19 protein-coding genes are annotated in these 18,061 nt (G+C 71.1%); 12 read left to right on the forward strand and 7 right to left on the reverse strand.

What is annotated here, in order from left to right:
• Positions 1–37: 37 nt before the first annotated feature.
• On the forward strand, positions 38–493 hold the full coding sequence (locus ACZ4EG_RS20240; protein WP_467791678.1) for an SRPBCC family protein: 456 nt from the start codon (positions 38–40) through the stop codon (positions 491–493).
• Positions 494–496: 3 nt separating this feature from the next.
• Here ACZ4EG_RS20240 and ACZ4EG_RS20245 read toward each other — a convergent pair whose 3' ends face one another.
• Entirely contained in the window at positions 497–625 is a 129-nt protein-coding gene (locus ACZ4EG_RS20245; protein ID WP_467791550.1) for a hypothetical protein, read from the reverse strand.
• Positions 626–756: 131 nt separating this feature from the next.
• Between ACZ4EG_RS20245 and ACZ4EG_RS20250 the strand changes: the two genes are divergently transcribed.
• Positions 757–1,032, forward strand: coding sequence for a hypothetical protein (locus ACZ4EG_RS20250; protein WP_467791551.1), 276 nt, complete (start codon positions 757–759; stop codon positions 1,030–1,032).
• Positions 1,033–1,220: 188 nt separating this feature from the next.
• On the opposite strand, the gene ACZ4EG_RS20255 is transcribed toward ACZ4EG_RS20250, so the two are convergent.
• Together ACZ4EG_RS20255 and ACZ4EG_RS20260 are read right to left on the reverse strand one after the other, a co-directional pair.
• On the reverse strand, positions 1,221–1,808 hold the full coding sequence (locus ACZ4EG_RS20255) for a DinB family protein (protein ID WP_467791552.1): 588 nt from the start codon (positions 1,806–1,808) through the stop codon (positions 1,221–1,223).
• 146 nt (positions 1,809–1,954) lie between these two features.
• The gene (locus ACZ4EG_RS20260; RefSeq protein ID WP_467791553.1) at positions 1,955–4,366 is read right to left on the reverse strand and encodes a Tex family protein; all 2,412 of its coding nucleotides are present in this window, start codon (positions 4,364–4,366) and stop codon (positions 1,955–1,957) included.
• Between the two features lie 159 nt (positions 4,367–4,525).
• On the opposite strand from ACZ4EG_RS20260, the gene ACZ4EG_RS20265 reads away from it, so the two are divergent.
• Together ACZ4EG_RS20265 and ACZ4EG_RS20270 are read left to right on the forward strand one after the other, a co-directional pair.
• Complete coding sequence (locus ACZ4EG_RS20265) at positions 4,526–5,485, forward strand: GlxA family transcriptional regulator (RefSeq protein WP_453545394.1); 960 nt, start codon at positions 4,526–4,528, stop codon at positions 5,483–5,485.
• A 65-nt stretch (positions 5,486–5,550) separates the two neighbouring features.
• The gene (locus ACZ4EG_RS20270; protein ID WP_453545396.1) at positions 5,551–6,186 is read left to right on the forward strand and encodes a DJ-1/PfpI family protein; all 636 of its coding nucleotides are present in this window, start codon (positions 5,551–5,553) and stop codon (positions 6,184–6,186) included.
• Here ACZ4EG_RS20270 and ACZ4EG_RS20275 read toward each other — a convergent pair.
• Complete coding sequence (locus ACZ4EG_RS20275) at positions 6,173–6,928, reverse strand: enoyl-CoA hydratase/isomerase family protein (protein ID WP_467791554.1); 756 nt, start codon at positions 6,926–6,928, stop codon at positions 6,173–6,175. The two genes, ACZ4EG_RS20270 and ACZ4EG_RS20275, sit on opposite strands and share 14 nt — an antisense overlap.
• Positions 6,929–7,174: 246 nt before the next feature.
• Between ACZ4EG_RS20275 and ACZ4EG_RS20280 the strand changes: the two genes are divergently transcribed.
• Complete coding sequence (locus ACZ4EG_RS20280) at positions 7,175–7,669, forward strand: ATP-binding protein (protein WP_263216798.1); 495 nt, start codon at positions 7,175–7,177, stop codon at positions 7,667–7,669.
• Between the two features lie 6 nt (positions 7,670–7,675).
• On the opposite strand, the gene idi is transcribed toward ACZ4EG_RS20280, so the two are convergent.
• From idi to galE, 3 genes are all read right to left on the reverse strand, one after another.
• Entirely contained in the window at positions 7,676–8,269 is a 594-nt protein-coding gene (gene idi / locus ACZ4EG_RS20285) for an isopentenyl-diphosphate Delta-isomerase (RefSeq protein WP_363298599.1), read from the reverse strand.
• Positions 8,270–8,483: 214 nt separating this feature from the next.
• Positions 8,484–9,425 (reverse strand): cation diffusion facilitator family transporter, encoded by a 942-nt coding sequence (locus tag ACZ4EG_RS20290; RefSeq protein ID WP_467791555.1) that lies wholly within the window; start codon positions 9,423–9,425, stop codon positions 8,484–8,486.
• Between the two features lie 134 nt (positions 9,426–9,559).
• Positions 9,560–10,531, reverse strand: a complete 972-nt coding sequence (gene galE, locus ACZ4EG_RS20295) for a UDP-glucose 4-epimerase GalE (RefSeq protein WP_467791556.1) — start codon at positions 10,529–10,531, stop codon at positions 9,560–9,562.
• 291 nt (positions 10,532–10,822) lie between these two features.
• On the opposite strand from galE, the gene ACZ4EG_RS20300 reads away from it, so the two are divergent.
• The 7 genes from ACZ4EG_RS20300 (at position 10,823) to ACZ4EG_RS20330 (ending at position 17,870) form a co-directional block, all read left to right on the forward strand.
• The gene (locus ACZ4EG_RS20300) at positions 10,823–12,640 is read left to right on the forward strand and encodes a DUF5941 domain-containing protein (RefSeq protein ID WP_467791557.1); all 1,818 of its coding nucleotides are present in this window, start codon (positions 10,823–10,825) and stop codon (positions 12,638–12,640) included.
• Positions 12,637–13,389, forward strand: a complete 753-nt coding sequence (locus ACZ4EG_RS20305) for a phosphocholine cytidylyltransferase family protein (protein ID WP_467791558.1) — start codon at positions 12,637–12,639, stop codon at positions 13,387–13,389. The genes ACZ4EG_RS20300 and ACZ4EG_RS20305 overlap by 4 nt, the downstream gene beginning before the upstream one ends.
• Complete coding sequence (locus ACZ4EG_RS20310) at positions 13,377–14,438, forward strand: iron-containing alcohol dehydrogenase family protein (RefSeq protein WP_467791559.1); 1,062 nt, start codon at positions 13,377–13,379, stop codon at positions 14,436–14,438. Before ACZ4EG_RS20305 ends, ACZ4EG_RS20310 begins: the two co-directional genes overlap by 13 nt.
• Positions 14,416–15,195 carry a CDP-alcohol phosphatidyltransferase family protein gene (locus tag ACZ4EG_RS20315; protein WP_316750273.1) on the forward strand — a complete coding sequence of 260 codons (780 nt, stop codon included), beginning with the start codon at positions 14,416–14,418 and terminating at the stop codon, positions 15,193–15,195. Before ACZ4EG_RS20310 ends, ACZ4EG_RS20315 begins: the two co-directional genes overlap by 23 nt.
• A gap of 5 nt (positions 15,196–15,200) precedes the next feature.
• The gene (locus ACZ4EG_RS20320) at positions 15,201–16,085 is read left to right on the forward strand and encodes a glycosyltransferase family 2 protein (RefSeq protein ID WP_467791560.1); all 885 of its coding nucleotides are present in this window, start codon (positions 15,201–15,203) and stop codon (positions 16,083–16,085) included.
• Positions 16,086–16,168: 83 nt separating this feature from the next.
• Complete coding sequence (locus tag ACZ4EG_RS20325; protein WP_467791561.1) at positions 16,169–17,098, forward strand: ABC transporter permease; 930 nt, start codon at positions 16,169–16,171, stop codon at positions 17,096–17,098.
• Positions 17,091–17,870 (forward strand): ABC transporter ATP-binding protein, encoded by a 780-nt coding sequence (locus ACZ4EG_RS20330; RefSeq protein WP_453545415.1) that lies wholly within the window; start codon positions 17,091–17,093, stop codon positions 17,868–17,870. Before ACZ4EG_RS20325 ends, ACZ4EG_RS20330 begins: the two co-directional genes overlap by 8 nt.
• Positions 17,871–18,061 lie beyond the last annotated feature (191 nt).

Raw genomic sequence — 18,061 nt, forward strand, 5'->3', positions numbered from 1 at the left:
GCGGGCCGAGTCCCCCGCGAGCACCCGGGAGACCGGCATGACGATCGACGAGACGACGGAGCGGGTGATCGGGCCGGCGCCCGAGAAGGTGGCCGCGTACGCGATGGACTGGCGCCACGACCCCGAGTGGACCCAGGGCATCCGCACCGCCGAGCTCACCAGGCAGGCGGACGCGGGCGGCTTCGGCGCCGACGCCGAGGTCACCCGCACCGCGTACTTCCTGGGCAGGCGCATCGACTATGTGCTGCGGGTCGCCGCGTACGACCCGCCGGGGCTGCTGGACATGGTGTCCGTCGCGGGCCCGATGCCCATGCACGTCACGTACACCTTCGACGCGCACCCGGAGGGCACCCTGGCCCGCATCCGGGTCCGGGGCGACGCGGGCGCCCGGTACCGCCTGGCCGCTCCCGTCATGGCCAGAAAGGTCCGCTCGTCCATCGGCAAGGATCTGCGGGACCTGGAACGCAGGCTGGCGGAGCCGCCCTCGGCGTGAGGATCAAGCGGTGATCCCGAACGGGGTGACCTCCAGGTGCTCGTCACAGGGAGAGAACGCCGCGGCGGGAATCACGGTCAGCGCACGGGAGTCGCCCGGCACCCGTATGTCGATCCCGTAGGGCGAGTCCACATGGGCGTCGCAGCTGAAGGACCCCTGCCAGACCAGCGTGAACGAGGTCGTCCCGGCCGGGGCGAGGGAGACGTCGGACAGGGTTCTCGCGGAGGTCCTGGCGACCGAGAAGGAACGCGGCTCGGAGTGGGTTGCGCAGCTCGATCCGGGTGGCGAACCAGCCCGGCCGACCGCCGGCCGGCAGGCCGGTACGTCCCTCCGAGGCGGTGAGGTCCCTCGCGGCACAGGCGGGGACGGGGGCCGAGGCGGGCGCCGTCGTCCGGGACGGCAGGGCCGCGGCCACCACCGCCGTACGGCTCGGCATCGGCTTCCCGCTCGGGTCGGCCGGCCTGCCGGAGCGCGAGGCGGGGCCGCTTTCCGGGGCGGCGGACGACGCGGTGGCGCCGGGCCGGGACACCGTCCCGTAGGTGGCCCGTCCTCGGCGGCCGGGTGCACGGCACCGCCACAGGCGGTCGCCCCGATCATCACAAGCCGACAGCCAGGAGAGATCTCCCCCCCCGCATGCTGATGGCAGGAACGGTATCCGCGTTCGCCCTGGCCGCAGGGGTGCGGCGGCGAGAGATCATGACCCCTTCGGCTGCCGTTCACCCGGAACTCAGCCGCGCCGCCCCGCCTCCTTCGCCGCACGCTCCACCCGGCCCCGGTGCTCCGCCCACGCGAGCGCGTCGCCAGGGGCCATGTTGGTGCCGTCCGGCCGCTGGCCCACCGCTCCGTCGACGAGCTCACGGACGATGTCGGCGTGCCCGGCGTGCCGCTGGGTCTCGGCGATCATGTGCGTGAGGCTGCGGTGCAGCGTCACCTCGCTCCCACTGCTGCCGGGTATCCGGCCGACGGCGTCCAGGGGCAGCGACTCGATCGTCTCGTCCGAGTGCGCGCACGCCCGCCGGTACAGGCCGGTGATCTCCTCGCGCGTCTCCTCCGGCCCTGCCCACAGGTCCGCGTTCGGCTCGGCATCGCCGGTGATCCACAGCGGGGCACCGGCGAACGGCCGCCCGTAGGTGGCGCCGAAGTACAGTGCCTCGGCCCCGGCCAGATGCTTGACCAGTCCGAGCAGATTCGTACCGGTGGGGGTCATGGGGCGCCGGATGTCGTACTCGGACAGGCCGGTCAGCTTCCACAGCAGCACGTCACGGGCGTCCTGCAGATACACCTGAAGATCCGCCTTGGGATCGGATGCAGTCATGCGATCAGTGTCGCGATCGCATGATCACTGTCCACGGGTTTTCCCCGACGGCAGTGCCGTGGCCTTCGGGGCACGGCGATGCCCCGGGCCCCGCGGCCGCTCGCCCACCCGCGCGTGCGGGTGGGCGAGCGGCGAGTTCCGGCGCCTCAGCCGCGGCGGCCGCTCTTCGGGTCGAGCAGGCCCGCGCGGCGCAGTGCGTCCGCCATCGCGCTGTTGGCCGGTGGCGGGGGAGCCTGGCGTCCGCCCCGGTCTCCGCCGCGGCCCTGGCCCGCGCGCTGCTGCCCCTGCCGCTGCTGTCCCTGGCGCTGCTGTCCCTGCCGCTGCTGGGGCGGCCGTCCGCCGCCGCGCTGCTGGCGCTCCTGCGGCGCCGCCTCGTCGTCGAGGCGCAGCGTCAGCGAGATCCGCTTGCGCGGGATGTCCACGTCGAGGACCTTCACCTTGACGATGTCACCGGGCTTCACCACGTCACGCGGGTCCTTGACGAACGTCTTCGACATCGCGGAGACATGCACGAGGCCGTCCTGGTGGACACCGACGTCCACGAACGCCCCGAACGCGGCCACATTCGTGACGACACCCTCCAGCACCATCCCGGAGGACAGGTCGGAGATCTTCTCCACACCCTCCTTGAAGGTCGCCGTCTTGAACGCCGGACGCGGGTCACGGCCCGGCTTCTCCAGCTCCTTCAGGATGTCGGTGACGGTCGGCAGACCGAAGGTGTCGTCCACGAACGCCGACGGCTTCAGCGAGCGCAGCACCCCCGTGTTGCCGATGAGCGCGGCCACCTCCTGGCCGGACGTCTTCACCATGCGCCGTACGACCGGGTACGCCTCCGGGTGCACGCTGGACGCGTCCAGCGGGTCGTCGCCGCCACGGATCCGCAGGAAGCCCGCGCACTGCTCGTACGCCTTCGGGCCCAGCCGCGCCACGCTCTTCAGTTGCGACCGCGAGGTGAACGGGCCGTTGGCGTCCCGGTGGGACACGATGTTCTCCGCGAGCCCGGAGGTGATGCCGGAGACCCGGGCGAGCAGTGGCGCGGAGGCGGTGTTCACGTCCACGCCCACGCCGTTCACACAGTCCTCCACCACCGCGTCCAGCGAGCGCGACAGCTTCACCTCGGACAGGTCGTGCTGGTACTGGCCGACACCGATCGACTTCGGGTCGATCTTCACCAGCTCGGCCAGCGGGTCCTGCAGCCGGCGCGCGATGGAGACAGCGCCGCGCAGCGACACGTCCATGTCCGGCAGCTCCTGCGAGGCGAACGCCGACGCCGAGTACACGGAGGCGCCCGCCTCGGACACCATCACCTTGGTGAGCTTCAACTCGGGGTGCCTGGAGATCAGTTCACCGGCGAGCTTGTCGGTCTCCCGGGACGCGGTGCCGTTGCCGATCGCGATCAGCTCGACCGTGTGCTCCTTCGCCAGCCGGGCCAGCTTCGCCAGGGCCTCGTCCCACTTGTTGGCCGGGACGTGCGGGTGGATGACGTCGGTGGCGACGACCTTGCCGGTCGCGTCGACCACGGCCACCTTCACGCCCGTACGGAAGCCCGGGTCCAGGCCCAGCGTCGCGCGCGTGCCGGCCGGGGCGGCGAGCAGCAGGTCGCGGAGGTTGGCGGCGAAGACGTCGACCGCCTCGTCCTCGGCGGCCGTGCGCAGCCGCAGCCTCAGATCGATGCCCAGGTGGACGAGGATGCGGGTGCGCCAGGCCCAGCGGACCGTGTCCGTCAGCCACTTGTCGGCGGGGCGGCCGCGGTCGGCGATGGCGAACTTCGACGCGACGATCCCCTCGTACGACGACGGGCCCTCCGTCGGCTCCTCCGGCTCCAGGACGAGATCCAGGACCTCCTCCTTCTCGCCGCGCAGCATGGCGAGGATCCGGTGCGAGGGCAGCTCGGTGAACGGCTCGGCGAAGTCGAAGTAGTCGGCGAACTTGGCGCCCGCCTCCTCCTTGCCGTCGCGCACCTTCGCGGCCAGGCGCCCGCGCACCCACATGCGCTCGCGCAACTCGCCGATCAGGTCGGCGTCCTCGGAGAACCGCTCGGTGAGGATCGCCCGCGCGCCGTCCAGGGCGGCCTGCGGATCGGCGACACCCTTGTCGGCGTCCACGAAGGCGGCGGCTGCGGCGAGCGGCTCGACCGTCGGGTCCCCGAGCAGGCCCTCGGCCAGCGGCTCCAGGCCCGCCTCGCGCGCGATCTGGGCCTTCGTCCGGCGCTTCGGCTTGTACGGCAGGTAGATGTCCTCCAGGCGCGCCTTGGTCTCGGCACCCCGGATCCGCGCCTCCAGCTCCTCGGTGAGCTTGCCCTGCTCGCGCACCGACTCCAGGATCGCGGTGCGCCGCTCCTCCAGCTCCCGCAGATAGCGCAGCCGCTCCTCGAGGGTGCGCAGCTGCGCGTCGTCGAGCATCTCGGTCGCTTCCTTGCGGTAGCGGGCGATGAAGGGCACCGTCGAACCGCCGTCGAGCAGCTCCACGGCAGCCTTGACCTGCCGCTCCCGTACGCCGAGCTCTTCGGCGATCCTGCCTTCGATGGACCCTGCTGCGAGGGACCCGGGTGTCGTCACGATGCCGTACCGCCTTCTCCACTGAGGTTGCGCGGCAATTGTGGCAGGTGGCACCGACAACCGGGGATCAGGGCGCTCCCACGTGGCGGGTTGTTCATGGCAGAAAAGGTGGGGTACCCGTCATTGCGGCTGTCCGCCGTCCCGCCAAGAATCGAAACCATGGCGCAACGAACCGTTCTCGTCGTCCTCTTCGACGGCGTCCAGAGCCTCGACGTCACCGGCCCCCTGGAGGTCTTCGCGGGCGCCGAGAGCCACATCCCGGGCAGCTACCGCATCCGTACGGCCTCCCTGGACGGGGCTCCCGTACGCACCTCCAGCGCGCTCACCCTCGTACCGGACCAGTCGCTGGCGGACGCGTCCGAGCCGCACACGCTGCTCGTACCCGGAGGGCAGGGCACCCGCCGCCCCGATCCGCGGCTGACCGACTGGCTGCGCCGGCACGGGCCGCGTGCCGAGCGGCTGGTCTCCGTGTGCACCGGGGCGATCCTGCTCGCCGCGGCCGGTCTGCTGGACGGCCGCCGCGCCACGACCCACTGGGCGTACTGCGGCAAACTCGCCCGGGACCACCCCGCCGTCGAGGTCGACCCCGACCCCATCTATGTACGCGACGGACGCGTCGCCACGTCGGCCGGTGTCACCTCCGGGATAGACCTCGCCCTGGCCCTGGTCGAGGAGGACCTGGGCCGGGACGTCGCGCTCTCCATCGCCCGCCACCTCGTGGTGTTCCTGCGCAGGCCCGGGAATCAGGCCCAGTTCAGCGCCCAGCTGGCCGCGCAGACCGCACGGCGCGAGCCGCTGCGCGAGGTCCAGCAGTGGATCAGCGAGCACCCGGACGGCGATCTGAGCGTCGAGTCGCTCGCCGCCCGTGCCCGGCTCTCGCCCCGCCACTTCGCCCGCGCCTTCCAGGCGGAGACCGGCGTCACCCCCGGCCGCTACGTCGACCGGGTCCGTCTGGAGCACGCCCGCCGGCTGCTGGAGGACACCGCCGACGGCGTCGAGGAGATCTCCCGCGCCAGCGGCTACGGCACGCCCGAGGCCATGCGGCGCGCGTTCGTCAAGGCACTCGGGACCGCACCGGCCGAGTACCGCCGCCGGTTCCGCACCGCGCCCGCCCACTGAACTCGCCGCCTGAACCCGTCCACTGAACTCATCCGCTGAACCCGTCCACCGAAAGGGGACTCGCGATGCACATCGCCTGCGTCGTCTACGACCGCTTCACCGCCCTCGACGTCGTGGGGCCCTACGAGGTCCTCGCCCGCCTCCCGGACGTCCGTCTCGACTTCGTCGCCGAGCGGCCCGGCCCCGTGCGCACCGAGACGGGATTCCTCGCCGTCACCGCGGACAAGGCCCTGGACGAGGTGCCGCACCCCGACCTCGTCGTGGTCGCCGGCGGCGCCGGCACCTTCGCCCAGCTGGAGAACGAGGCCCTGCTGGAGTGGCTGCGCGGCGCCGACGCCACGAGCACCTGGACCACCTCCGTGTGCTCCGGCTCGCTGCTGCTGGCCGCCGCCGGACTGCTGAGGGGCCGCCGGGCGACCAGCCACTGGGTCGCGCTCGACCTGCTGAAGGAGTACGGCGCGCTGCCGACCGGGGAACGGGTCGTCACCGACGGCAAATACGTCACCGCGGCCGGTGTCTCCTCCGGCATCGACATGGGCCTCACGCTGGTCGGCCGGATCGCGGGCGACGAGCATGCCCAGGCCGTGCAGCTGCTGACCGAGTACGACCCGCAGCCGCCCTACGACGCCGGGTCCCCGGGCAAGGCGCCCGCGCATCTCGTCGAGGAGTTCCGTACGAACAGCCGGTTCACTCTGGTGTAGGCACGGTCCAGGTGAAGTGCGGCCGGCGGCGCTCCAGGAAGGCGGCGACCCCCTCCGCGGTGTCGCCGCTGCCGCGCGCCTGCTCCGTCCAGTGCGCGTCCCGGTCGGTGTGCCCGTTCGCGAACTCCTTCGCCGCGGCCTGCGTCAGCTGCGAGCGCGAGACCAGGACCCGGGCGAACTCGGCGACCCGCTTGCCGAGTTCGCCCTCCGCCAGCAGCTCGTCGATCAGACCCGTGCGCAGGGCCCGCTCCGCCTCGATCAACTCGCCGGAGAAGAGGAGGTACTTGGCGGCGGCCGGGCCCACCAGCGAGACCAGCCGGCGGGTGGAGGACGCCGGATAGACGATGCCGAGCTTCGCCGGGGTCACCCCGAACAGCGACCCCTCCTCGGCGAACCGCAGATCGCAGGCCGCCGCGAGCTGCGACCCGCCGCCCACGCAGTGACCGCGGATCGCCGCCAGGGTCGGCTTGGGGAACGTCGCCAGGGCCTCCTCCGCCGCCACGGCGAGCCGCTGCGCCTCCTCCGGCGAGCCCCGCAGTGTCGAGATGTCGGCCCCGGCGCAGAAGGTCGTGCCCTCACCGGTGAGCACCAGCGCCCGCACGGCGGGATCGGCGGCCAGTGCGTCGAGCAGCGGGGGCAGGGACCGCCACATCGCGGCCGTCATGGCGTTGCGCTTGGCCGGGTGGTGGACGACGACGGTGGCGACCGAGTCGGCGACCGAGTGCAGCAGCTGGGGCTCCATGCGGGGATGCTATCCGCCGCTGCCCTGGCATGATCTCCGGGGGAACCCGTCAAACCCGTACAACCCGAATAGTTCGCGAAGGCGGCGCGACCGGGACAGGAGCAGTCCCACAACTGACCTTGTCATACGCCAACGGTCAGAACCGTTCGATACCAGCTGACTTCCTGTCAGACCTGTGGGGTGGAGCAGGTCGTTATCAACACTCGATGTGTGGTGACAATCGAGCGCGAGGGTGGCGACCGGACGATGGAAAACCACGGGCGCGGGTACGACCCGCGCCCACACGGAGGCGACCAGAGGGCGCCGGACCCGCTGCCGTACGAAGGGGTGTGGCGGTTCACCGCCGCCGCAGTCGACGCCTCGGTCCCGCAGGCGCGACACGCCGTGCGGGACCTGCTGCTGCGCCAGGGCGTCCCGGTCTCGGACGACCTGGTCCACGGGCTGTTGCTGATCGTCTCCGAACTGGTCACCAACGCGGTGAAGCACGCGGCGCTGCTGTCGCCGATGCTCGCCGTGGAGGTGGCCGTCGGTGCCGAGTGGGTGCGTGTGTCGGTGGAGGACAACCATCCCTACCGCCCGACCGCCCTGGAGGCCGATCACGGTCAGACCGGCGGCCGGGGACTGCTCCTGGTCCGCGAGGTGGCCCAGGAGGCGGGCGGGGTGGTCGACGTGGAGCACACGGCGAGCGGCGGCAAGGTGATCTGGGCCGCCCTGCCGCTCAAACCGGTCCGGCTGGTGTGAGTCTCCTCACCAGCCCGCGGACGGGCCCGTCAGCTCCTTGACCGCTGGACGGGCCGCGTCCAGAACGGTCATGAACCAGGAGGAGAAGGTGTCCTTCGCATGCCGTTCCGCCAGCTCGGCGGGGGTCACGAAGGCGGTCTGCGCCACCTCCTGGGGATCCGGCCCGAGCGGGGCCTGCACCATGCCGACGAACAGGTGGTTGTACTCCTGCTCGACCAGGCCCGAGGCCGGGTCGGGGTGGTTGTAGCGGACCGTGCCCGCCTCGGCCAGCAGCGACGGCGAGACGCCGAGCTCCTCGTACGTCCGCCGGGCGGCCGCCGCGAAGGGTGCCTCGCCCGGGTAGGGGTGGCCGCAGCAGGTGTTGGACCACACACCGGGGGAGTGGTACTTGCCGAGGGCCCGCTGCTGGAGCAGCAGCCGTCCGCGCTCGTCGAAGAGGAACACCGAGAACGCGCGGTGCAGCTGTCCCGGCGGCTGATGCGCCGCGAGCTTCTCCGCGGTGCCGATCGTCACACCCTTCTCGTCGACCAGTTCCAGCAAAATCTCGTCCGCGGTGCCGTTCGACGAGCTGTGCGTCGCGGTGGCAGGTGTGATCGGCATACCCATCCTTCGCCTCGGTCTTGGCACCCCAAGTCTGCCGTACGAATCCGGCACTACCGGCACTTCCCGGCACGGACCACGCCGGAAGAGGGACCCGGTAGATGATCGTGCCCGGCAGGCGTGGCCGGGAACCGTCCCATGGCCTCGAACACAAGGACGCCGGGGCGCTCCGGACCGCTGCGTTCCGGTCGTGACGGCCGTCAGCGAGGTGCCGTCAGAGGCACAGGCGTGCCTCGTGCTCCGCGTGCCCGCCCGGCTCCAGCTGGAAGGTGCAGTGCTCCACGTCGAAGTGGTGGCCGAGACAGCCCTGCAACTCGTGCAGCATCTTCTCGTGGCCTGTGGCGCTCAGCACGTCCGAGCGCACGACCACATGCGCGGACAGCACCGGCAGACCGGAGGTGATGGTCCAGGCGTGCAGATCGTGTACGTCCTCCACACCGTCCAGCGCCAGGATGTGGGCCCGCACCTCCGCCATGTCGACGTCCTTGGGGGCGGCCTCCAGCAGCACGTCGAGGGTCTCGCGCAGCAGCTTCACCGTGCGCGGGACGATCATCAGGCCGATGACCAGCGAGGCGATCGGGTCGGCCGCCTGCCAGCCCGTGGCCAGGATCACCGCCGCCGAGATGATCACCGCGAGCGAGCCGAGCGCGTCCGCGGCCACCTCCAGGAACGCGCCGCGCACGTTCAGGCTGTCCCGCTGGCCCTTCATCAGCAGCGTGAGCGAGATCATGTTCGCGACCAGGCCGATCGCACCGAACGCGAGCATCAGCTGACCGTGGGTCTCGGCGGGTGTGAAGAACCGCTGGATCGCCTCGTACAGGACGTAACCGCCGACGCCGAGCAGCAGCAGACAGTTGGCGAGGGCGGCGAGGATCTCGGCGCGCGCGAGGCCGAAGGTGCGGTTGGTGCTCGGCGGGCGGTTGGCGAAGTGGATGGCGAGCAGGGCCATGCCCAGGCCCAGCGCGTCCGTGGCCATGTGCGCCGCGTCCGCGATCAGCGCGAGCGAATCGGCGAGCACACCACCGGCGATCTCGATCACCATGACGGCGAGCGTGATCGACAGAGCGACGCGCAGCCTGCCGCGGTAGGCCGCGGCCGCCGTGCCGGTGGGGGGCGCGTGCGTGTGCCCGTGCCCGTGATCGTGACCGGCCCCCATGGAATCCACCCTCCTGTGTGTCGCCCGGGATCACAGTGAACTACGGGTGGGGGGTATCGGGCAACGCGGCACTGAACACCGTTGTCATGTGCCCTGACCTGCGGAAACGAACCGCAGGTCAGGGCATTGCCGACTTACTTGCCGTGGTGCAGCTGCCAGCCCTGCCATGCCGACTCCACCATCTCGCGCACCCCGCGCCTCGCCCGCCAGCCCAACTCCTCGGCGGCAAGCGCGGCCGAGGCGACCGCGCGCGGCGCGTCCCCGGGGCGACGGTCCTCGACGACGGGCGCCCGCCGGTCGCCGGTGACCTCGCCGATGACCGTGATCAGTTCACGGACCGAAACGCCCTCGCCGCGGCCGATGTTCACCGTCAGATCCCCGGTCGCGCCGCCCCCGGTGAGCAGGCGGGCCGCCGCGAGATGGGCCTCGGCGAGGTCGGCGACATGGATGTAGTCGCGGATGCAGGTGCCGTCCGGCGTCGGATAGTCGTCACCGAAGATCCGCGGGGCCTCGCTGCGGGTGAGCCGGTCGAAGACCATCGGCACGATGTTGAACACGCCCGTGTCGGCCAGCAGCGGCCCGGCCGCGCCCGCCACATTGAAGTAACGCAGACAGACGGTCGCCATGCCGTGCGCCTGCCCCGCCGCCCGCACCAGCCATTCGCCGGCCAGTTTCGTCTCGCCGTACGGGTTCACTGGCGCACACGGGGTGTCCTCCGTGATGAGGTCCACATCCGGGTTCCCGTACACGGCCGCCGACGAGGAGAAGAGGAACCGCTCGATCCCGGCCCCGGCGGCCGCCTCCAGCAGCGTGGCCAGGCCGCCGACGTTCTCCCGGTAGTAGCGCGTGGGCTGCGCCACCGACTCGGCGACCTGCTTGCGCGCCGCGAGATGCACCACACCCGTCACCCCGTGCTCGACGAAGACCCGCTTGAGCAGGTCCGCGTCCATCGTGGAGCCCGTGACGAGCGGGATCTCGTCCGGGAGCCGCTCGGGCACCCCGGCCGACAGATCGTCCAGGGCCACGACACGCTCCCCGGCCTCGTTCATGGCCCGCGCCACATGCGCCCCGATGTATCCGGCCCCGCCGGTGATCAGCCAAGTCATGGTCGTCCACCCTATGCCGAGGCCGCGCGGGCGATACGCGATGTCCCGGATGCCCGGAACGGGGCCGGGTGTGCGCGGCACGGTTTGTGGGGCGGGCCCCCGATCCCCGATGATGATCGCGGCAAAGGCCGGTGGAGCCCGCGTCGACCGGCCCGTGAACGGGCGGTGAACACGGGCCTCCGGTCATCGGATAGCCTCTGCCGACATGCCGCCCGGGTGTCACGGACAAGCGGCCCATCCAACACGCAGACGACCGGCGCGAACGCGTCGGCACCCAGGGAGTGAGTTCGGTTGTCGACCGCCATCGTCACCGGTCAGCCGGTCCCCGGATCGTCGCTCGAAAGCGATCTGCGGTCCCTCGGCTTCGACGTGCGGGTGGCCTCCGACGCCTCGGACACCGAGGCGCTCCTCGCCGCCGTCCCGGCAGACCGGCGGGTGGCCGTCGTCGACGCCCGCTTCGTGGGCCATCCGCACGCGCTGCGCCTCGGCCTCACCGACCCCCGCTTCCCGCTCGCCGCGATCCCGGGCGCCGTGACCGCCCAGCCGGCCGGCCGCCAGGCCCTGACCCGTGCGGTCGCGCGGGAGGCTTCGGGGGGCGGCGCGGGCGCGGTCGCCGTGGACAGCGTCGCCGACGGTATCGTCACCGCCCTCGACGCCGACGGCGCGGACGTGCACCGCCCCGAACTCGGCAGCCTGGTCGCCGCCGTCCCCAGCGACCCGCAGGCCCGCAACGAGGCACGCCAGGCCGTGGACGCCGTCGACGACGAGGCCGTCCGCCTGAAGTCGGCCGTGAAGTCCCGCGACGGCTTCTTCACCACGTTCTTCATCAGCCCGTACTCGCGCTACATCGCCCGCTGGTGCGCCCGCCGGGGTCTGACCCCCAACCAGGTCACCACCGCCTCGCTGCTCACCGCCCTGATCGCGGCGGGCTGCGCGGCCACCGGCACCCGTGTGGGATTCGTCGCCGCGGGCATCCTGCTGATCTGCTCGTTCGTCCTGGACTGCACCGACGGCCAGCTCGCCCGCTACTCGCTCCAGTACTCGACGCTCGGCGCCTGGCTGGACGCCACCTTCGACCGCGCCAAGGAATACGCCTACTACGCGGGCCTCGCGCTCGGCGCGGCCCGCGGCGGCGACGACGTCTGGGCCCTCGCCCTCGGCGCCATGATCCTGCAGACCTGCCGGCACGTCGTGGACTTCTCCTTCAACGAGGCCAACCACGACGCCACCGCCAACACCAGCCCCACCGCCGCCCTCTCCGACAGGCTCGACAGCGTCGGCTGGACGGTCTGGGTGCGCCGGATGATAGTCCTGCCCATCGGCGAACGATGGGCGATGATAGCCATCCTCACGGCGGCCACGACCCCGCGGATCACCTTCTACGCGCTGCTGATCGGCTGCGCCCTCGCGGCGACGTACACCACGGCGGGGCGGGTACTGCGGTCGCTGACGCGCAAGGCGCGGCGGACGGACCGGGCGGCACAGGCGCTGGCGGACCTGGCCGACTCGGGCGCCCTCTCGGACGGTCTCGTACGTCTCTTCGAGAAGGGGCTGCCTGGCAAGAAGGGGCTGCCCGGCCTCGCCGTCCCCGCCGTCGCCCTCCTGGGCGCAGCCGCCGTCGTGGCCGCCTCCGCACTGACCGACTTCGGCGGACCGCTGCCGGTGATCGCGGCCGCCGGCTACGCCCTGACCTCCGCCCTTGCCGTCGCCCGCCCGCTCAAGGGCGCCCTCGACTGGCTGGTCCCGCCGTTCTTCCGGGCCGCCGAGTACGGCACCGTGCTCGCCCTCGCGGCCAAAGCGGAGGTGAACGGAGCCCTTCCTGCGGCTTTCGGCCTGGTGGCCGCCGTCGCCTACCATCACTACGACACGGTGTACCGCATCCGCGGGAACGCCGGAGCGCCGCCGGCCTGGCTGGTGCGCGCCATCGGGGGGCAGGAGGGTCGGACGCTGCTCGTCACCGTGCTGGCAGCGCTGCTCACCGCCGCGCAGTTCAAGGTCGCGCTCACGGTCCTGGCCGTGGCCGTCGCCCTCGTGGTGCTCGTCGAGAGCATCCGCTTCTGGGTGTCCGCAGGGGCGCCCGCCGTACACGACGAAGGAGAAACCGCATGATCGGCCTCGTGCTGGCGGCGGGCGCCGGACGGCGTCTTCGCCCCTACACCGACAGCCTTCCCAAGGCATTGGTGCCGGTGGGCCCCGCGGGCATAGAGGACAGCATCACCGTGCTCGACCTCACGCTCGGCAACTTCGCCGAGGTAGGTCTGACCGAGGCCGCGATCATCGTCGGCTACCGCAAGGAGGCCGTGTACGAGCGCAAGGCGGCTCTCGAGGCGAAGTACGGCCTGAAGCTCACCCTCATCGACAACGACAAGGCCGAGGAGTGGAACAACGCCTACTCCCTGTGGTGCGGGCGTGACGCCCTCAAGGACGGTGTGATCCTCGCCAACGGCGACACCGTGCACCCGGTCTCCGTCGAGAAGACCCTGCTCGCCGCCCGCGGCGAGGGCAAGAAGATCATCCTCGCCCTGGACACGGTGAAGAGCCTGGCCGACGAGGAGATGAAGGTCGTCGTCGACCCCGACAAGGGCATGACGAGGATCACCAAGCTGATGGACCCCGCCGAGGCTTCCGGCGAGTACATCGGCGTCACCCTGATCGAGGGCGACGCGGCCCCCGAACTGGCCGACGCGCTCAAGGCCGTGTGGGAGACCGACCCGCAGCAGTTCTACGAGCACGGCTACCAGGAGCTCGTGAACCGCGGCTTCAGGATCGACACGGCGCCCATCGGCGAGGTCCAGTGGGTCGAGATCGACAACCACGACGACCTCGCCAGGGGACGGGAGATCGCGTGCCAGTACTGACGAGGCTCATTCCCTCGCCGCTCGTCGTGGACATCCGCCCGGGTGCCCTCGACGACCTGGCCGGTGTGCTCGCCGACGAGCGCATCTCGCACTCCGGCCGGCTCGCCGTCGCCGTCAGCGGCGGCTCCGGCGCCCGGCTGCGCGAGCGCATCGCGCCCTCGCTGCCCGGCGCCAGCTGGTACGAGGTGGGCGGCGGCACCCTCGACGACGCCGTGCGGCTGGCCGGCGACATCAAGGCCGGCCACTACGACGCGGTCGTCGGACTCGGCGGCGGCAAGATCATCGACTGCGCCAAGTTCGCCGCGGCCCGGGTCGGCCTGCCCCTGGTCGCCGTGCCGACGAACCTCGCGCACGACGGTCTGTGCTCGCCGGTCGCCACCCTCGACAACGACGCGGGGCGCGGCTCGTACGGCGTGCCGAACCCGATCGCGGTCGTCATCGACCTGGATGTGATCCGCGAGGCCCCGGCGCGCTTCGTACGGGCCGGAATCGGCGACGCGATCTCCAACATCAACTCGATCGCGGACTGGCAGCTGTCCAACCGCGTCAACGGCGAGAAGATCGACGGCCTCGCCGCCGCCATGGCCCGCCAGGCCGGCGAGGCGGTGCTGCGGCACCCCGGCGGTATCGGGGACAACGACTTCCTCCAGGTGCTCGCCGAGGCGCTGGTCCTCACCGGCATCGCGATGTCGATCTCGGGCGACTCCCGGCCCGCCTCGGGCTCCTGCCACGAGATCAACCACGCCTTCGACCTGCTCTACCCCCGGCGCGCCGCGAGCCACGGCGAGCAGTGCGGGCTCGGCGCGGCCTTCGCGATGTATCTGCGCGGAGCCCACGAGGAGTCGGTGCACACGGCCCAGGTGCTGCGCCGGCACGGGCTTCCGGTGCTGCCGGAGGAGATCGGCTTCACCGTGGACGAGTTCGTCCGGGTCGTGGAGTTCGCTCCGGAGACCCGGCCCGGCCGCTACACGATCCTCGAACACCTCGACCTCAAGACCCACCAGATCAAGGACTTCTACGCCGACTATGTCAAGGCCATCGGTAGCTGAACTCCGCACGGTCGTCCATCCCCCGGGGGTGAAGGACCGGCGCAGCGGTGAGCACTGGATGGGACGCCTCTATATGCGCGAGGTGTCCCTGCGGGTCGACCGCTACCTGGTGAACACCAGGGTCACGCCCAACCAGCTCACGTACCTGATGACCGTCTGCGGTGTGCTCGCGGCCCCGGCCCTGCTGGTGCCGGGGATCGCGGGCGCCGTGCTCGGCGTCGTCATGGTCCAGCTGTATCTGCTGCTGGACTGCGTCGACGGCGAGATCGCGCGCTGGAAGAAGCAGTACTCGCTCGGCGGGGTCTATCTGGACCGGGTCGGCGCCTATCTGACCGACGCGGCGGTCCTGGTCGGCCTCGGCCTGCGCGCCGCCGACCTGTGGGGCTCCGGGCGGATCGACTGGCTGTGGGCCTTCCTCGGCACCCTGGCCGCCCTCGGCGCGATCCTGGTCAAGGCGGAGACCGACCTGGTCGGTGTCGCCCGGCACCAGGGCGGCCTGCCGCCGGTCAAGGAGGCCGCGTCCGAGCCCCGCTCCTCCGGCATGGCGCTGGCCCGCCGTGCCGCCGCGGCGCTCAAGTTCCACCGGCTGATCCTCGGGATCGAGGCGTCCTTGCTGATCCTGGTCCTCGCGATCGCGGACCAGATCAGGGGCGACCTGTTCTTCACCCGGCTCGGCACCGCCGTACTCGCCGGGATCGCGCTGGTGCAGACCGTGCTGCACCTGGTGTCCGTCCTGGCGTCGAGCAGGCTGCGGTGAGTGCGATGACGTCTTCACTGAAGGTCGGCGCGGTCGTCATCACCATGGGCAACCGTCCCGACGAGCTGCGCGCCCTGCTCGACTCGGTCGCCAAGCAGGACGGCGACGCGGTCGAGGTCGTCGTCGTCGGCAACGGCTCGCCGGTGCCGGACGTCCCCGAGGGCGTCCGGACGCTGGAGCTGCCCGAGAACCTGGGCATTCCGGGCGGCCGCAACGTCGGCACAGAGGCCTTCGGGCCGGGCGGCCGGGACGTCGACATATTGCTCTTCCTCGACGACGACGGCCTCCTCGCCCAGCACGACACCGCCGAGCTGTGCCGGCAGGCCTTCGCCGCCGACCCCGAACTCGGCATCATCAGCTTCCGGATCGCCGACCCGGACACCGGCGTCACCCAGCGCCGCCACGTCCCGCGGCTGCGGGCCTCCGACCCGATGCGCTCCTCCCGGGTCACCACCTTCCTCGGCGGCGCCAACGCCGTCCGTACCCAGGTCTTCGCCGAAGTCGGCGGGCTGCCGGACGAGTTCTTCTACGCCCACGAGGAGACCGACCTCGCCTGGCGGGCCCTGGACGCGGGCTGGATGATCGACTACCGGTCCGACATGGTGCTGTACCACCCCACGACCGCGCCCTCCCGGCACGCGATCTACCACCGCATGGTCGCCCGCAACCGCGTCTGGCTGGCCCGCCGCAACCTTCCCGCCCCCCTGGTCCCGGTCTATCTCGGGGTGTGGCTGCTGCTCACGCTGCTGCGCCGGCCCTCACGCCCGGCGCTCAAGGCCTGGTTCGGCGGGTTCAAGGAGGGCTGGGCCACTCCGTGCGGTCCCCGCCGGCCCATGAAGTGGCGTACGGTGTGGCGGCTGACCCGACTGGGCCGGCCTCCGGTCATCTGACAAGCTCGACCTGAGGCGCCATGCATCGCGCGGCGAAGCGCGGACGGCCTCGAAGACGAACTCGAAGACGAAAGTTTCCACCCGTGAGTGAGACAACGCATGACGCCGGGGTCGCGGTGAACGCGGCTCCGTCGCCCGACGAGGGACTGCCGGCCGCCGAGCTCGCCGCCAAGTACGGGCTCGCCGTGAGCGGTGCCCGCCCCTCGCTCGTCGAGTACGTCCGACAGCTGTGGGGCCGGCGGCACTTCATCATCGCCTTCTCCCAGGCGAAGCTGACCGCCCAGTACAGCCAGGCCAAGCTCGGGCAGCTCTGGCAGGTGGCCACCCCGCTGCTGAACGCCGCGGTGTACTACTTCATCTTCGGGCTCATCCTCAAGGCGGACCGGGGCATGTCGCACGACGTGTACATCCCGTTCCTGGTGACGGGTGTGTTCGTCTTCACCTTCACGCAGAGCTCGGTGATGGCCGGCGTGCGCGCGATCTCCGGCAACCTCGGCCTGGTCCGCGCCCTGCACTTCCCGCGTGCCTCGCTGCCCGTCTCCTTCGCGCTGCAGCAGCTCCAGCAGCTGCTGTTCTCGATGCTGGTGCTGTTCGTCGTCGCGGTCGGCTTCGGCAGCTACCCGGACCTGTCCTGGCTGCTGATCGCCCCGATCCTCGCCCTGCAGTTCCTCTTCAACACCGGTCTCGCGCTGATCATGGCCCGGGCGGGTTCGAAGACCCCGGACCTCGCCCAGCTGATGCCGTTCGTGATGCGTACCTGGATGTACGCGTCGGGCGTGATGTTCTCCATCCCGATCATGCTGGCCGACAAGCCGCAGTGGGTGGCCACCGTCCTGCAGTGGAACCCGGCCGCCATCTTCATGGACCTGATGCGCTTCGCGCTCATCGACGGCTACGGTTCCGAGAACCTCCCCGAGCACGTCTGGGTGGCCGCGGGCGGCTGGGCCACGCTGCTCGCCGTCGGCGGCTTCGTGTACTTCTGGAAGGCGGAGGAGAGGTACGGCCGTGGCTGAGCAGGACCAGCGGGAACTCATCCCCACCGTCATCGCGGACGAACTGCACATCGTCTACCGGGTCAACGGCGCCAAGACCGGTAAGGGCAGCGCCACCGCCGCGCTCAGCCGCATCCTCAAGCGCGGCGAGGAACGGGGCGTGCGCAAGGTGCACGCCGTGCGGGGCGTGTCCTTCGTCGCCTACCGCGGCGAGGCCATCGGTCTGATCGGCTCCAACGGCTCCGGCAAGTCCACGCTGCTGCGTGCCATCGCCGGTCTGCTGCCCGCCGAGAAGGGCAAGGTCTACACCGACGGCCAGCCGTCCCTGCTCGGTGTCAACGCGGCCCTGATGAACGACCTCACCGGGGAGCGGAACGTCATATTGGGCGGGCTCGCCATGGGCATGTCCCGGGAGGAGATCAAGGAGCGCTACCAGGACATCGTCGACTTCTCCGGGATCAACGAGAAGGGCGACTTCATCACCCTGCCGATGCGCACTTATTCCTCCGGCATGGCGGCCCGTCTCCGCTTCTCCATCGCCGCCGCCAAGGACCATGACGTCCTGATGATCGACGAGGCCCTGGCCACCGGCGACCGCAAGTTCCAAAAGCGCTCCGAGGAACGCATCCGGGAACTGCGCAAGGAAGCCGGCACCGTGTTTCTGGTCAGTCACAACAACAAGTCCATCCGCGACACCTGCGACCGCGTCCTGTGGCTGGAGCGCGGCGAGTTGCGCATGGACGGACCGACCGACGAGGTGCTCAGGGAATACGAGAAGTTCACGGGCAAGTAGCCCGGTTCCGCCCAGGGCCCTGCCGGAACCTTTCCGGCGGGGCCCTGCGTCTGCAAAGGAAACGTCAACTCCGGCTTCCCTTAGGAATCTTGACGCCAATCGGTGTGTTGTTGTGATGTGCAGGACACCCCGACGGACCCAGCTGCGTTGTACAACGTAAGCTGTACCGGTCCCCGAAAGCGGCAAGTGGG

Source organism: Streptomyces sp. NPDC025638, from assembly GCF_055558775.1.

Bases quoted from the DNA above. Each gene is read 5' to 3' on its own strand.
- ACZ4EG_RS20240 (WP_467791678.1), top strand. From the start codon at position 38: ATGACGATCGACGAGACGACGGAGCGGGTGATCGGGCCGGCGCCCGAG.
- ACZ4EG_RS20255 (WP_467791552.1), bottom strand. From the start codon at position 1,808: ATGACTGCATCCGATCCCAAGGCGGATCTTCAGGTGTATCTGCAGGAC.
- ACZ4EG_RS20265 (WP_453545394.1), top strand. From the start codon at position 4,526: ATGGCGCAACGAACCGTTCTCGTCGTCCTCTTCGACGGCGTCCAGAGC.
- ACZ4EG_RS20270 (WP_453545396.1), top strand. From the start codon at position 5,551: ATGCACATCGCCTGCGTCGTCTACGACCGCTTCACCGCCCTCGACGTC.
- ACZ4EG_RS20275 (WP_467791554.1), bottom strand. From the start codon at position 6,928: ATGGAGCCCCAGCTGCTGCACTCGGTCGCCGACTCGGTCGCCACCGTC.
- ACZ4EG_RS20280 (WP_263216798.1), top strand. From the start codon at position 7,175: ATGGAAAACCACGGGCGCGGGTACGACCCGCGCCCACACGGAGGCGAC.
- idi (WP_363298599.1), bottom strand. From the start codon at position 8,269: ATGCCGATCACACCTGCCACCGCGACGCACAGCTCGTCGAACGGCACC.
- ACZ4EG_RS20290 (WP_467791555.1), bottom strand. From the start codon at position 9,425: ATGGGGGCCGGTCACGATCACGGGCACGGGCACACGCACGCGCCCCCC.
- galE (WP_467791556.1), bottom strand. From the start codon at position 10,531: ATGACTTGGCTGATCACCGGCGGGGCCGGATACATCGGGGCGCATGTG.
- ACZ4EG_RS20305 (WP_467791558.1), top strand. From the start codon at position 12,637: ATGATCGGCCTCGTGCTGGCGGCGGGCGCCGGACGGCGTCTTCGCCCC.
- ACZ4EG_RS20315 (WP_316750273.1), top strand. From the start codon at position 14,416: ATGTCAAGGCCATCGGTAGCTGAACTCCGCACGGTCGTCCATCCCCCG.
- ACZ4EG_RS20320 (WP_467791560.1), top strand. From the start codon at position 15,201: ATGACGTCTTCACTGAAGGTCGGCGCGGTCGTCATCACCATGGGCAAC.